This window comes from Spiroplasma endosymbiont of Atherix ibis, from assembly GCF_964020005.1.
Classification (GTDB): domain Bacteria; phylum Bacillota_I; class Bacilli_A; order Mycoplasmatales; family Mycoplasmataceae; genus Spiroplasma_A.
In genome coordinates this window covers 1,041,017-1,056,520 of sequence record NZ_OZ026474.1, presented here as the reverse complement: position 1 = coordinate 1,056,520, position 15,504 = coordinate 1,041,017, and the positions used below count along the sequence as shown (strand labels likewise).

Annotated in this window: 15 protein-coding genes; all 15 read left to right on the top strand. The window is 24.7% G+C overall.

The genetic code is table 4. The annotated features are described in order from the left end of the window. Positions 1 to 14: 14 nt before the first annotated feature. The 15 genes from AACK92_RS05710 to ispF all read left to right on the top strand — a co-directional run bounded on the left by AACK92_RS05710 (position 15) and on the right by ispF (position 15,504). Positions 15 to 1,052, top strand: coding sequence for a ribose-phosphate pyrophosphokinase (locus AACK92_RS05710; protein WP_339020874.1), 1,038 nt, complete (start codon positions 15 to 17; stop codon positions 1,050 to 1,052). A 1-nt stretch (position 1,053) separates the two neighbouring features. After that, positions 1,054 to 1,614: an aminoacyl-tRNA hydrolase gene (pth, locus tag AACK92_RS05705; protein ID WP_339020872.1), complete on the top strand. Its 561-nt coding sequence runs from the start codon at positions 1,054 to 1,056 to the stop codon at positions 1,612 to 1,614. A 9-nt stretch (positions 1,615 to 1,623) separates the two neighbouring features. Further along, the gene (locus AACK92_RS05700; protein ID WP_339020870.1) at positions 1,624 to 2,913 is read left to right on the top strand and encodes an adenylosuccinate synthase; all 1,290 of its coding nucleotides are present in this window, start codon (positions 1,624 to 1,626) and stop codon (positions 2,911 to 2,913) included. 14 nt (positions 2,914 to 2,927) lie between these two features. Beyond that, positions 2,928 to 4,223, top strand: a complete 1,296-nt coding sequence (gene purB / locus AACK92_RS05695; protein ID WP_339020869.1) for an adenylosuccinate lyase — start codon at positions 2,928 to 2,930, stop codon at positions 4,221 to 4,223. A 3-nt stretch (positions 4,224 to 4,226) separates the two neighbouring features. Further along, complete coding sequence (locus AACK92_RS05690; protein WP_339020867.1) at positions 4,227 to 4,739, top strand: phosphoribosyltransferase; 513 nt, start codon at positions 4,227 to 4,229, stop codon at positions 4,737 to 4,739. A gap of 2 nt (positions 4,740 to 4,741) precedes the next feature. Further along, positions 4,742 to 6,256, top strand: coding sequence for a methionine--tRNA ligase (gene metG, locus AACK92_RS05685; protein ID WP_339020865.1), 1,515 nt, complete (start codon positions 4,742 to 4,744; stop codon positions 6,254 to 6,256). 16 nt (positions 6,257 to 6,272) lie between these two features. After that, on the top strand, positions 6,273 to 8,150 hold the full coding sequence (gene mnmG / locus AACK92_RS05680) for a tRNA uridine-5-carboxymethylaminomethyl(34) synthesis enzyme MnmG (protein WP_422397865.1): 1,878 nt from the start codon (positions 6,273 to 6,275) through the stop codon (positions 8,148 to 8,150). Positions 8,151 to 8,154: 4 nt separating this feature from the next. Beyond that, on the top strand, positions 8,155 to 9,702 hold the full coding sequence (locus tag AACK92_RS05675; RefSeq protein WP_339020863.1) for an APC family permease: 1,548 nt from the start codon (positions 8,155 to 8,157) through the stop codon (positions 9,700 to 9,702). Further along, entirely contained in the window at positions 9,686 to 11,266 is a 1,581-nt protein-coding gene (locus AACK92_RS05670; protein ID WP_339020861.1) for an APC family permease, read from the top strand. Before AACK92_RS05675 ends, AACK92_RS05670 begins: the two co-directional genes overlap by 17 nt. 46 nt (positions 11,267 to 11,312) lie before the next feature. Further along, a complete protein-coding gene (gene rsmG / locus AACK92_RS05665; RefSeq protein ID WP_339020859.1) occupies positions 11,313 to 12,008 on the top strand; it encodes a 16S rRNA (guanine(527)-N(7))-methyltransferase RsmG in 696 nt (231 codons plus the stop codon). 40 nt (positions 12,009 to 12,048) lie between these two features. Then, positions 12,049 to 12,822, top strand: a complete 774-nt coding sequence (locus AACK92_RS05660) for an AAA family ATPase (protein WP_339020858.1) — start codon at positions 12,049 to 12,051, stop codon at positions 12,820 to 12,822. Beyond that, on the top strand, positions 12,809 to 13,681 hold the full coding sequence (locus tag AACK92_RS05655) for a ParB/RepB/Spo0J family partition protein (RefSeq protein WP_339020856.1): 873 nt from the start codon (positions 12,809 to 12,811) through the stop codon (positions 13,679 to 13,681). Before AACK92_RS05660 ends, AACK92_RS05655 begins: the two co-directional genes overlap by 14 nt. Then, positions 13,671 to 13,856, top strand: a complete 186-nt coding sequence (locus tag AACK92_RS05650) for a DUF951 family protein (protein WP_339020855.1) — start codon at positions 13,671 to 13,673, stop codon at positions 13,854 to 13,856. Before AACK92_RS05655 ends, AACK92_RS05650 begins: the two co-directional genes overlap by 11 nt. A gap of 1 nt (position 13,857) precedes the next feature. Next, positions 13,858 to 14,955, top strand: a complete 1,098-nt coding sequence (ychF, locus tag AACK92_RS05645; RefSeq protein ID WP_339020853.1) for a redox-regulated ATPase YchF — start codon at positions 13,858 to 13,860, stop codon at positions 14,953 to 14,955. Positions 14,956 to 15,030: 75 nt separating this feature from the next. Then, positions 15,031 to 15,504 (top strand): 2-C-methyl-D-erythritol 2,4-cyclodiphosphate synthase, encoded by a 474-nt coding sequence (ispF, locus tag AACK92_RS05640; RefSeq protein ID WP_339020851.1) that lies wholly within the window; start codon positions 15,031 to 15,033, stop codon positions 15,502 to 15,504.

Here is a 15,504-nt window from a genome sequence, read left to right as displayed (position 1 = left end):
AAGGAGATTTATATATGAACAAAAAAGAAATTATGATTTTTGGTTTGTCATCAAATCAAAATTTAACAAAAAAAATTTGTGAAATTTTAGAAGTTCAGCAGTCACAAGTTACAACATCTAAATTTTTAGATGGTGAAATGATAGTTCAATCTCTTGATTCAGTTAGAGGTCAAGAAATTTATATTATTCAATCAACTAATCAACCAGTAAATGATAATTTAATGGAATTATTGATAGCAGTTGATGCCTTTAAAAGAGCAAGTGCTGCAAGAATAAATATTGTTATTCCATATTTTGGATATGCTCGCCAAGATAGAAAAGCAAGAGGAAGACAACCAATTACATCAAGATTAGTTGCAAATCTAATTGAAACAGCAGGAGTTCATAGAGTTATTACTGTTGATTTACATTCTGCTCAAATAATGGGTTTTTTTAATATTCCTATTGATAATTTTTCAACTGCTCAAATAGTAGCATCTGAAATAATAGATACAATTATTTCAGAAAAATTAAATCCTAAGAATTGTATATTAGTATCACCTGATTATGGTGGTTTAACTAGAGTTCATGGTGTTGCAAAATATACAGGAAATATTACAAATGGAATTGCTGTTATTGCAAAAAGACGTCCAGAACCAAATAAAGCTGAAGTTGAGTTTATATTGGGTGATGTTAAAGATAAGACTTGTTTTATTATTGATGACATGATTGATACTGGAGGAACAATTATAAAAGGTGCTGAGGCATTAAAAGAACAAGGTGCAAAAGAAATTTATATAATTGCATGTCATGGTTTATTTAATGGTGAAGCAGTATCAAAAATGGATAAAGTAATAAGTGATGGAACTATAAAGCGAGTTGTTGTTACAGATACAATTGAAATTCCTGAAGAAAAGAAATTTAAAACTTTAAAAATGATTTCAGTTTCTAATTTATTAGCAAGAATGATAAAAAACTCTTATGAGGAATCTTCTCTAACAGGAGTTTATAATGATGAGCAAAATGAAATTGTTAAAAGAGTAGAAAAATATTTAAAGGAATTTAAAAAATAGTATGCCAAAATTAATTGTGGGATTAGGTAATCCAGGAATTAATTATTCAGCTACAAGACATAATGCAGGTTTTATTGCAATTGATGTTTTATTAGAAAAGTATGGTTTTCAAAAACAAACTGAGAATTTTAAATCTGAAATTTATTTTTCAAATATTAAAGGGGAAAAAATTTTATTTGTAAAACCTCAAACATTTATTAATTTATCTGGAGAAGCAATTATTTCAATTATTAACTACTATAAAATTAATATTGAGGATTTTATTGTAATTTATGATGATAAAGATTTAGAATTTTCAAATATTAGATTTAAAAATAATGGAAGTTCTGCTGGTCATAATGGAATTAAAAATATTATAAATCATTTAAAAACACAAAATTTTAATAGATTAAAAATTGGAATAGGTTCACCAGGACAATATAAAATTATTGATTGAGTATTATCAAAGATGAGTCAAGAAGAAATAGATTTAATTAAAGAAAAAATTAAAAGTATATCAAACTTTGTAGAAGATTTTATTTTAGAGAATGATTTAAAAAAAATTATGAACAAGTTTAATTAAGGAGAAAAAATGCAAAAATTTAATTCATTAGTTGTTGTTGGATCTCAATGAGGAGATGAAGGAAAAGGAAAAATGACAGATTATTTTGCTCAAAGAGCAGATATAGTTGTTAGATTTGCTGGGGGAGATAATGCGGGTCATATTATAAATTTTAATGGACAAAAGCATAAAGTTACAATAGTTCCTTCTGGAATTTTCAATAGAAAAGTTACAAATATTATTGCAAATGGTTGTGTAGTAAATTTAATAAATTTAGTAAAAGAATTTGAAATTATAAAAAAAAGTGGAATTGAATATGGTAATTTATTAATTTCAGATAGAGTTCAATTAATTTTACCTTATCATATAAAAATTGATGAAGCACAAGAAGAATCTCGTGGAGAAAACAAAATTGGCACTACAAAAAGAGGAATTGGGCCAGCATATCAAGATAAAGTTTCAAGATTAGGAATTAGACTGGGTGAATTGGGTGATAGCAATTTTAAGGAAAGATTTAAAACAGTTTTTGATTATCAAATGAAATTTTTAAAAAATATGTTTAATGTAGAGGCAATGGATTTTAATAAAACTTATGATGATTTAATTTCAGCATATAATGAAATTAAAGATAAAATAACTAATACTGAAGTTTTTATTGAATCAGCTATTAAAGAAGGAAAAAAAGTTTTATTTGAAGGAGCACAAGGAGCTTTACTTGATATAGATCATGGAACATATCCATATGTTACAAGTTCTAATACTTCAGCGAATAATGCTTCAATAGGAAGTGGAATTAGTCATAAATTAATTAATTCAACAATGGGAGTTGTTAAAGCTTATTCAACAAGAGTAGGAGCAGGTGCTTTTCCAACAGAAATGCAAAATAAAATTGGAGATGGAATTAGAGAACGTGGTAATGAATATGGTTCAAATACAAAAAGACCACGAAGAGTTGGATGATTAGATGCAGTTGCTTTAAAACATGCAATTAGAACTTCAGGAATTGATTCAATTTTTATAACATTACTTGATGTTCTTTCAGGAGTTGATGAAATCAATATATGTGTTAAATATGAAATTGATGGATATGAAATTGAAAATGTTCCAAGTACAAATCAAAAATATGAAAAGTGCAAACCAATTTATATGAAAAATCCAGGTTGAAAAGAAGATATTACAAAAGTAACTTCATTTGATGAATTACCAGACGCTGCAAAAAAATATTTAAAAATGATTGAAAAAATATGTGAAGTAAATGTTGTTGGATTTTCAGTAGGACCAGATAGAAAACAAACAATAATTTTTGAAGATATTTTTTAGGGGAGATTAATAAAATGATAGAACGTTATGCTATTAAAGAAATAGAAGAAATTTGATCAGATAGTAATAAATTAAATATTTGATTAGAAGTTGAAAAACAAGTTATTAATGCTTGAGTTGAGTTGGGAGTTATTCCAAAACAAGAGGCAATTAAAATTAATACTAGTGCAAAAGTAGACTTTAAAAGAATGCTTGAAATTGAACAAGAAACAAAACATGACGTTGTAGCATTTACAAGAATGATTTCTGAAAATCTTGGATTAGAAAAAAAGTGAATTCATCTTGGACTAACTTCTACAGATATTGTTGATACAGCTCAAAATAAAATGATTCAACAATCAAATGAAATTTTGGAAAGTGTATTAATTAATTTAAGAGAAGTTATTAAACAAAAATCTCAAGAAACAAAAAAAATAATTATAATGGGAAGAACACATGGAATGTATGGAGAACCTACATCACTTGGATTAAAATTTTTACTATGATTTGATGAAATAAATAGACAAATTGAGAGATTAAATTTGGCAAAAAAACAAATCGAAGTTGCTAAAGTATCTGGCTCAATGGGTAATTATGCAAATTTAGAAATTGAAATAGAAGAATATGTTGCAAAGGCAATGGATTTAAATATGGACAATATTTCTACACAAGTTACTCAAAGAGATAGACATGCTTTTTTAATATCTGTAATAGCAAATATTGCATCAACTTTAGAAAAAATAGCTACAGAAATAAGACATTTTCAAAGAAGTGAAGTTCAAGAAATATGTGAGGGTTTTGGAGAGAAACAAAAAGGTTCAAGTTCAATGCCTCACAAAAAAAATCCAATAAGTTCTGAAAATATTTGTGGTTTGTCTAGATATGCAAGATCATTTGTAAATATAGCTTTTGAAAATAATGTTTTATGACATGAAAGAGATATATCTCATAGTTCAAATGAAAGACTAGTTTTTCCTGATATTTATAATATAATTACTTATGTATCAAAAAGAATGGCTTCTACAATAAAAGATTTGGTAATAAATAAAGATAAAATTGAATTGCATATTAATGAACAAAAAGGAATATTTTACAGTCAAAGAGTATTGACACATATTTTAATGAACTATAATTTTTCAAGAGAAGAAATTTATGATTTTATTCAAAAATGTACTTTAGAGTGTCAAAAAACAAAGAAGGATTTTAAAGAAATTTTACTTAAAAATGGAATTAAAAATTTTATTCCAAAGGAAAAAGAATTAAATGATCTTTTTGATATTAATTTTTTCATAAGAAATGTAGAAAAAATTTTTAGAAGGGTGATGAAATAAATTATGGAAAATCAAAAGTTAATTACTTTAATTACAGAAGAGGAAATTAAAGCAGCAATTACTAAAGCTGGAACAGATATTGGTAAAAAATATGAAGATCAACAATTAATTATAGTTGCAGAACTTTCTTCTTCATTTATTTTTATAGCTGATTTAATTAGAGAGTTACCAATTGATGCAACAATTCAATTTGTAACTACATATAATGAAAATGAAGAATTACTAATAGATTTAGGATTGAAAAAAAGTTTAAAAGGAAAAAATGTTTTAATTGCAAATGATATTTTAAATAAGGGAACTAGATTAGAAAAATTATATAATTTAGTGAAAAAAGAAGAACCAGCATATGTACAAATTTTAAATTTAGTTGAAAAAAATAATAAAGAAAGAACTGTACATTTTGAAAGTACATCTTTATTTAAATTAGAAGATGTATTTATTGTTGGATATGGATTAACTTATAAAGAAAGTTACAGAGGACTAAAAGGTATATATAGTCTTTCAATAGAAGAATAATTATGAAAAAAACATTTTATGTAACTACACCAATTTACTATCCAAGTGGAAATTTGCACATAGGTCATGCATACACAACAACATTAGCTGATGTTATTGCTAGATATAAAAAAGAAAACGAATATGAAGTTTTCTTTTTAACAGGTTCTGATGAACATGGACAAAAAATTGAACAAAAAGCTAAGGAAAATAATTTAGCTCCAAAAGAATATGTTGATCAAATTGTAAAAAGTTTTATTAATTTATGAAAAATTTTAGATATTGACTATGATCGTTTTATTAGAACAACTGATGAAGATCATATTTTTGCAGTTAAAGAAATTTTTACAGAATTACTAGAAAAAGATTTAATTTATCCTTCAACTTATAAAGGAAAATATTGTATTAGTTGTGAGGAATTTTTAACTGCAGAACAAATGGATGATTTTTTTCATCATACAATTTGTGGTAAAGAAGCTATTGATTTTGAAGAAGAAACATATATGTTAAGAGTTTTTAAATTTCAAAAATATCTCCAAGAATTATTTGAAACTAATTTTTTGGAGCCTGAACCAAGGAAAAAAGAAATGTTAAATAGCTTTATAAATAATGATTTAGAGGATTTATCAGTTACACGAGTAAGTTTTAATTGGGCAATTCAAATTAATGAAAATCCAAAACATGTTATTTATGTATGACTTGATGCTCTTTCAAATTACATTACAGCATTAGGATTTAAATCAAAAAATGATGCTTTGCTAAAAAAATTCTGAAGTGAAAATACAGAAATTTTACAAATAATTGGAAAAGAAATTACAAGATTTCATTCAATTTATTGACCTGTAATGTTACATTCCTTAGGTCTTAAAGCTCCAGACAAGTTATTATCACATGGATGAATTTTAAGTGGAGATAAAAAAATGTCTAAATCAATTGGAAATGTTTTAGATCCAATTGAAATTATCAAAAAATATTCAAGTGATGCTTTAAGATTTTATATCATTAATAATTTACCAACAGACAAAGATGGAAGTTTTACAGATGAACTTTTTGTTGAGTCATTTAATAATAATCTTGCAAATAATATAGGAAACATAATATCAAGAGTTTCAAATATGATTATAAAATATTTTGAAGGTCAACTTCCTAAAAAAGATGTTTCAAAACATTGATTAACTAAAAAAGCTTTTGAAACAATTGATGAGTATAAAAAATTAATGGATATATATAATATGTCTGAAGCAACACAAGTTGTTTTAAGTTTATCTCAAGAATGTAATAAATTTATTGAAGATTCAAAACCTTGAATTTTAGAAAAAGAAGGTAAAACAGAAGAGCTATTAGAAGTATTAACTGTATTACAAAAAAATATTGTAATTATTTCTTATCTTTTAAAACCTATTTTAGTAAAAACTTATCCAAGTATGATTATGCAAATGGGATTAAAACCAGAAATAATTAGTTTTAAAAATATAAAACAAGATTTTGATTATGACAAAATTATTAATAAACTAGTTTTATTTGAAAGAATAAAATAATTTTTAGAATGGAGGCATGCACATGCAAGCTGATATAGTTGTAGTTGGTGCAGGCCATGCAGGAGTAGAAGCAGCACTAGCATCTGCAAGATTAAGAAAAAAAACAATTTTAGTAAATTTATATAAAGATAAAATTGCAACAATGCCTTGTAATCCATCAATTGGAGGACCTGCAAAAGGTATTGTAGTTAGAGAAATAGATTCACTTGGTGGAGAAATGGCTAAAGCAGCAGATTCTACTGCTTTACAAATAAAACTTTTAAATTCATCAAGAGGACCAGGTATTTGAGCTTTAAGAGCTCAATCTGATAAAATTGAATATTCAAAATATATGCAAAGGGTTGTAGAAAATCAAGAAAACTTAGAACTTTATATAGGAATAGTTAAAGATATAACTTTGGATTCAAAAAATAAAGTTAAATCTGTTTTATTAGAAGATGGTAATGAGATTTTTTGTAAAGCAGTTGTTTTAACAACAGGTACATATTTGTCATCTTTAATTTATAGAGGTGAAGAAAAATATGAAAGTGGACCAAATGATGAAATTACAACAAAATCTTTAAGTCAAACTTTAATTAAACTTGGATTAAAAACTTTTAGATTTAAAACTGGAACACCACCAAGAGTTAAAAAAAACTCAATTGATTTATCAAAGGCAATTATTGAGCCTGGAACAAATGAAAATTTGGCTTTTTCTTTTTCTACTAATAAATTTATACCTTTTGAAGAGCAAGAAGTTTGTTATTTAATTCATTCAACTTCTGAAACAAAAAAAATAATAGAAGATAATTTATATAAATCTGCTATGTATTCAGGAGAAATTGAATCTGTAGGACCAAGATATTGTCCAAGTTTTGAAGATAAAATAGTAAGATTCAATACAAAAGAAACTCATCAAATATTTTTAGAACCAGAATCAAAATTACTTGATACATTTTATGTACAAGGTTTTTCAACTTCAATGCCTATTGAAATTCAAGATAAAATGTTAAGAAGCTTACCTGGCTTTGAAAATGTTGTAGTTGATAAATGAGCATATGCAATTGAGTATGATTGTGTTGATCCTCAGCAATTAAAATTATCATTAGAGTTAAAATTAGTTAATAATTTATTTTTAGCTGGTCAAATTAATGGAACAAGTGGTTATGAAGAAGCTGCTGGTCAAGGTTTAATTGCTGGCATAAATGCTGTAAGAAAAATTGATAATAAAGAACCATTAATTTTAAAAAGAAATGAATCTTATATTGGAGTTATGATTGATGATTTAATTAATAAAGGTGTAATTGAACCTTATAGACTTCTTACTAGTAGAGCAGAAAATAGATTAACTTTAAGAAATGATAATTCAGAAATTAGATTAAAAAAATATGGTTATGAAATTGGCTTAGTAAGTGAAAAGCAATGAAAAGATCATAAAAAATTTGAAAAAGAAATTTATACTCAAATAGAGTCATTAAAAGAAATTAGATTTAGTCCAAAAAGTGAACTTGCAATTGAATTAAAAGAAAAAGATCAAGCAATTCTTAATCAAGGATTTAGTGCTTTTGAAATTCTAAAACAACCTAAAGTTGATATTAATATTTTTAAAAAATATATTGAAGAATTAAATACTTTATCAAAACAACAACTTCAAACGTTGTTAATTTTAATTAGATTTGAAGGTTATATTAAAAAAGAAAATGAAACAATTGATAAGTTTATTAAGTTAGAAAGTAAACAAATACCTAAAGATATAGATTATTCAAAAGTTGAAAATATTGCTGTTGAAGCTAGACAAAAATTAGAAAGAGTTAGACCAAATTCAATAGGTCAAGCATCAAGAATAACTGGTGTGAATCCTGCAGATATTCAAATGTTATTATTTCACTTAAAGAAAAAATATAACGAGGTATAAAAATGTGATAAAGGTAAATAAGAAAAATAAAACTAAAAACAAAATATTTGAGTTTCTCTCTGTATTTTCAATGACATTTGGTATTGTTGTTGGTAGTGGAATTTATTTAAAAAATGCTGGTAGTAATGGAGTTTTAGCAAAAGCTGGAAATAATCCATATCTTGCTATATCTATTTGAATTTTAATGGCAGTTTTTTGTTGCATGATGATGTTGGTTTTTATTGAAATATCTAGTTCAACAAAAAATGGAGAACACAATACACTAACAATATGAGCAGGAAGATTTGTTGGAAGAAGATATGGTTCTTTTATTACAATTCTTTATGCATTAATTTATTTACCTGTATTAATAATAATTGGAGCTTTATTTACAACTAGTAGTTTTTTCCAGTCCTTAGATATTATTTATAAGTTCTCAACTGGTGATACTCAATCTCAAATAATATCTTATGAGGCTAAAGTTGCTGTTGAAATATTTGTATCAGCTATTTTATTATTTTTATTTCAAATTATGAATACTTATAGTACAAAATCAGGAAAGATATTACAAACAATATTATCATTTCTAAAATTTATATCTTTATTAACTGTTCTTATAGCAGGAATTACTTTTTTTTCTATTGGTAATGAAAACTCATTTAGTCCTGATAATGTAAAACCATTTAAGTTTAGTAATATATTTATGACAATGGTTCCAATAATGTTTGCCTTTGATGGATTTTTATATTCTGCTGCAATACAAAAAGATTGTGAACATAAAGGAGTTGTTGCACCAGCAATGATGACAGGAATAGTTGCAGTATCAGCATTTTATATAATTATTACAATTGCAATTTTTATGGGAGCAAGTGATGGTAATATATTAAATATTTTTGAAAAAGTAGATCCTAGAGCCCATTTTGCATTTAATTTAATTATAACAATAACATTACTTACTATGGTTAATGTATATAGTATAATTTATCCATTAGTTATAAAAGTTTCAATTGAAGAGAAATTTATTTATTCAAAAAATGGAGCTGAATTATCAAAACTAAAATCTAGTTGAATAGCAATGGCAATAGTTTCATTATTTTTTATAACTTTTGTTACTACTGGTTTACTTTTAGAAAATAATTTTTTATATACAGCTTATTTATCATCTGATTCAACAATACTAATAGTTTATTTATTAAATTTACCTATTTTAGTGCAAATGTTAAGAAATAGAAAAACAAAAAAAGTTAAAGTTAAAAAAGTTAAGGGTGCTTATTTTGCTGGAATATTTTCTTGTTCAATGTTAATATTTATGTTAGCTCTTATTCATTTTTTCAATATTTTAGATCCAATTATTAGAAAAGACAATTTAGTTGCTCCTTTAATTTGATTAATTTTTATAATAATATTGGTTATAGCTTGAATTGTTAATGAACTTATTATTTCAAAAAATAATGTTGATGAAAATGACTTTTATTTTAGAATAAATCTCAAAAATTGATTTAAATATGATAAACAAAAATGTTTAGAGGATTTTAAAAATAGAAAGGAACTTCAAAATGATAAAAGTAAATAAAACAAATAAAAGAAAAAATAAAACATTTGAGTTTTTAACTATATTTTCAATGGTTTTTGGTATTGTTGTTGGGGGAGGAATATATTTAAAAAACTCAGGTAAAAATGGAGTATTGGCACAAGCAGGTAATAATCCATATCTTGCACTTTCTGTTTGAGTATTTATAGGTGTATTGTGTTCATTAATAATGCTTAGTTTTATTGAAGCAGCATCTTCAAAAACTAAGTTAGGACATTCAACTGCTCAAAGTTGAGCAAATACATTTATAAATAGAAAAACAGCGTCTATGTGCTCTATTTTATATATATGTATGTATCTTCCTATTTTAGCTGGTTTAGGTGCTCTTTTTACAATAAATACTCTTTTTAATGGAATAGATATTTTTTATTATTCAACAACAGGTATTTATTTAGTTGAAAAATTAGGACGAGTAGAGTTTATGATAATTAAAATATTTTTATCAACATTACTTTTAGTTGGTTTTTCACTAATGAATATTTATACACATAAACCAAGTAAAATGATTCAAAGTATATTTACAATTGTTAAATTTATTCCTTTATTTTCTGTAGTAGTTGGAGGTTTTACATTATTTATACTGAACCCTTCTGTAAATAATTCATTTAATCCAAAAAATTCAACTATTAATAGTTTTGGAATTAGTCCATTTTTTGCAACAATTTTACCTATACTATTTGCCTTTGATGGATTTATATATGCAGCAACTTTACAAAAAGATTGTGAACATAAAGAAGTTGTTCCTGTAGCAATGCTTTCAGCAATAATTGCAGTTACATTATTTTATATAATTATTACTGTAGCTGTATTTTTAGGTGCAGAAGATGGTAATATATTTAATTTTTTTGATAATCTTTTTATAAAAAGTCCATGAGCTGCACTTATTTTTAAAATAATAATAGCTTGTACTTTATTAACAACTGTAAATGGTTATACTACACTTATTCCTAAAACAGTTCAATCAGCAGTTGAAGAAGGTTTTATTTATACTAAATCTAGAAGTGAAAAAATTAGTTATATTAAATCAGGTTATATAGGAATGATAATAACTCTTTCTATTTATACTTTATTTTTAATTATTTCTATATGTATTGGATTTATATCTAATCCAAATGGAAAACAAGAAATTAATTATTTTCTTGTTGCAGATTATTCTTCTAATAGTACAGTAATGTTTGCTTTTATTATATATTTAATTTTAATGATTGCAGTTCTTCATAATCGAAAAACAAATAAAGTTGAAGTCAATAAAGTTAAAGGTGGATTTGTTATTGGTATAATTACTACAACTATATTAATAATTGTTATGGGCTATATATACTATGATTTTTTTATAAATAAATTTAAAGATAAAGAAAAAATGATTGATCCAATTCTTTTAATATTTTTTGCTTTAATTATTGCTTTAGTTTGAGTTATTAATGAGTGTTTACTTTCAAAATCAAATATTGATGAAAATGATTTATATTTAAGAATTCAACCTAGAAATTGATTTAGATATAATAAAGAAATAGAAATTGAAAAATATAAAAGAAAACTAATGTAAAATAAAAAAACATAAGATTTTTTATTTTTTTTGGAGGTATTCTAATATGAACTGAAATAAATTTAGTGAATTAAATATTGTATTTACACAAAAACAAAAACAAAATTTAATAAAATATAAAGATATTCTTCAAGAACAAAATAGAATACATAATTTAACTGCAATAATACAAGACCAAGAAATTATAGATAAGCATTTTTATGATTCATTAATATTTACAAAAGTTTTTAATCCAGATAGTTTAGAAATATTAGATATTGGAACAGGAGCTGGTTTTCCAGGTATTGTTTTAAAAATAATGTTTCCTAATTCAAAAATTTATTTATTAGAATCAAATGGAAAAAAAATTAATTTTCTAAATACAGTAATTAAGGAATTAGAGTTAGAAAATATTTGAACTTTAAAAATTAGAGCAGAAGAATATGCAATCAAAAATAAGGAAAAGTTTGATGTAATAATATCAAGAGCAATGGCACCGCTAAATATTTTATTAGAAGTTGGTGTTCAAGCTCTTAAAATTAAAGGAATATTTATTTGTTTAAAATCTAAAAATATAGCAAATGAATTAAAAGATTTAAATAATCAAGAAACTAAACTTGGTTTAAGTTTATATAAAAAGCAAAATTATGAGGATGAAATATTGGGGGAAAGAAATAATATTTTTTATATTAAAAATTGTTCAACACCAACTGAATATCCAAGACTGTACAGTCAAATAAGAAAAAGACCATTAGGAAAATAGTATATATTTAGGGTATAATAATCACTATGAGAGGTAATTTATGGCAAAAGTAATTTCAATTTCAAATCAAAAAGGTGGTGTGGGGAAAACAACTACATCAGTAAATTTAGCTTGCGGGCTTGCTTTAGCAAATAAAAAAGTTTTACTTATAGATATGGATCCTCAGTTTAATGCAACTACAGGTGTTGGATTTGAGATAGATAGTAATACTTTGAGTATGTATCATGTATTTATTGGTGAAAAACAACTTTCAGAAGTAATAATAAAAAATATTAAACCAAATATAGATTTAGCTCCAAGTTCAATTGATGTTGCAGCTGTGGATTTAATTTTGTTGGAACAAAAAACAAACAATCAAAATATTTTAAGAGATGAAATAGAAAAAATATCGAATTCATATGATTTTATTATTATTGATTGTCCTCCAAGTTTAGGATTAATTAATAGAAATAGCTTAGCTATTTCTGATACAGTTTTAATTCCTATTCAAGCAGAACATTATGCTATGCATGGGGTTGCACAACTTTTAAGAACTATTAAAAAAGTTAAAGAAACATTAAATTCTAATTTAACAATTGAAGGTGTTTTAGTAACAATGTTTGATTCACGTACAAGATTAGCTCATGATGTTTTAGAAGAAATAATGAAAACTTTTGGTCCAAAAGTTTATAAATCAGTTATACCAAGAAACATTAAAATTTCTGAATCTTCAATGGAAGGTAAATCAATTTATGAATATGATAAAAATGGAGCAGGTGCAATTGCCTATATTGATTTTGTAAAAGAGGTGCTAAAAGAAAATGGCCAAAACTAAAGGAAAGTATAATTTTAAGGGACTAGATGATATTTTTGGAGAATCAGTTTCAGATATAATTGGTGTTATTGAAAACGATAAAGAAAAAAATAATAGTAATAAAACTATGATTAGTATTGATTTATTAAAATCAAATCCATTTCAACCAAGAAAAACTTTTGAAGAGGAAGAATTACAAGAACTTGCTGATTCAATTAAGACTCATGGTATTATTCAACCAATAATTGTTAATAATAAAAACGAAATAGTAGCAGGAGAAAGAAGAACAAGAGCCGCAAAATTAGTTGGACTAAAAGAAATTCCAGCTATTATTTTAGAACTTAGTTCAAATCAAATGGAAGAGTTTGCAATTATTGAAAATATTCAAAGAGTAGATCTACTTGATATAGAAGAAGCTGTTGCTTATAAAAAATTATCAACTAACTTAAAATTGAAACAAGAAGAAATTGCAACAAGAGTTGGTAAATCAAGATCACATGTTGCAAATATTATGAGACTTTTAAATTTACCTCAGAAAGTTCAAGATGTAATGTTACAAAGAAAAATTACTATGGGTCAAGCTAAACCATTACTTTCAATTATTAATAATGAAGAATTATTAGACTCAATCTTTAAAAAAATAATAGAGCAGGATTTAACAGCAAGAGCAATTGAACAATTAATTAAAAATAATAACTTAAAAGAAGTTGAAAAACCAAATGCTTCTAAAAGTCCTTCAGTTATTTATACTGAGAATAAAATTATGAGAAGATTGGGAACAAAAGTTACAATTGATAATGGAAAATTGACAATTAGATATTTTAATGATGATGATTTGAATAGAATATTAGAGTTATTAGGATTAACAGATGAAGATTAATATAGGTGATAAAATTTATTTAAAAAAAGTTCATCCAAGTAAAACAATTTTTTGAATTGTTATAAGAATTGGAAGTATATACGAATTAAATTCTAATATTAATCAAAATTTAATATTAGAATTTTCAAAAGATTCTCTTATTAAAAGTATAAAAAAAATAGAAAGTGAAAGTTAATATGGGATTACAAGTTGGAATAGTAGGTTTACCAAATGTTGGGAAATCAACTTTATTTAATGCAATTACAAATTCAAAAGTTGAAGCTGCAAATTATCCTTTTGCAACAATAGAACCTAATGTTGGAGTTGTAGAAGTTCCAGATTGAAGATTAGATAAATTAGCAACTATATTTAATTCTAAAAAAACTATTTATACTACTATTGAATTTGTTGATATTGCAGGATTAATAGCAGGTGCAAGTAAAGGTGAAGGTTTAGGAAATGCTTTTTTAGCTAATATTAGAGAAACTGATGCAATTTGTGAAGTTATAAGATGTTTTGATTCAAAAGAAATAACTAATGTTGAAGGTAATGTGGATCCAATTAGAGATATTGAAATAATTGAATTAGAATTAATTTTAGCTGATGAAGCAAGTGTTAAAAAAAGACTTGCAAAAGTTGAACCAAAATTTAAATCAACAAAAGATAAAGATATTATTTTTGAATATAATTTGCTTAAAAAGTTAGAAAATCAATTATCTGAAGGTAAATTACTAAATAAGTTAGATTTTGAAGAAGAAGAAAAAATTGCAATTAAATTTTTTCAATTACTAACTACAAAAAAAATTATTTATGTAGCAAATGTTGGAGAAAATGAAATTAGAGAAGATAATGATTATGTTAAACTTGTAAAAAAATATGCTCAATCATGTAATTCACAAGTTGTTAAAATCTCTGCAAAAATAGAAGAAGAATTAAGTGAAATTGATAAAAATGATAAGCAAATATTTTTACAAGACGCAGGAATTGAAACTTCTGTATTAGAACAATTAATCAGAGCAGCTTATTCAACTCTTGATTTAAAAACTTATTTTACTTGTGGTCCACAAGAGGCAAGAGGATGACAGTTTAAAGAAGGTTCAACTGCTCCTCAATGTGCAGGTATTATTCACACAGATTTTGAAAAAGGATTTATTAAAGCAGATGTTTATAAATGTGAAGATATATTTGAATTGGGTGATGAACAAGCACTTAAAAATAGTGGAAAAATTAAGTTAGAAGGAAAAAACTATATTGTTCAAGATGGAGATGTATGTTTCTTTAAATTTAATAAATAAAATTTTACGATTTATTAACTAAATTAGATATAAATCGTTTTTTATTTTATAATTATTTTGTTATAAGGAGTTATTATGATATTTAAAGTAGGATTTTCAAAAGATAGTCATAACCTAGTTGAAGGTAAAGAAATTACTCTTGGGGGAATAAAAATACCTTCTTCTCAAGCAATTAGTGCTTACAGTGATGGTGATATTATAATTCATTGTCTTGCAGAATCTATTTTTGGTTCTATGGGATTAGAAGATTTAGGAGAAAATTATAATTCAAAAACTATGGAAAAAAACTTTAGTTCATTATTAATGTTAGAAGATGCAAAAAAAATTTTGTTACAAAATAATTGTAAGATATCTAATATTGATATTTTAGTTGAATTAGACTATCCTAAACTAACACAATGAAAATTTAAAATAAAAGAAAATCTTTCAAAAATTTTAAATATAAAATTAAATCAAATCTCTGTTAAAGCTACAACAACAGAAAATAATTTCCCAAATATAATTACAAGTTATTGCAATATTTTAATCTATAAAAGTGAGGAAAAATAA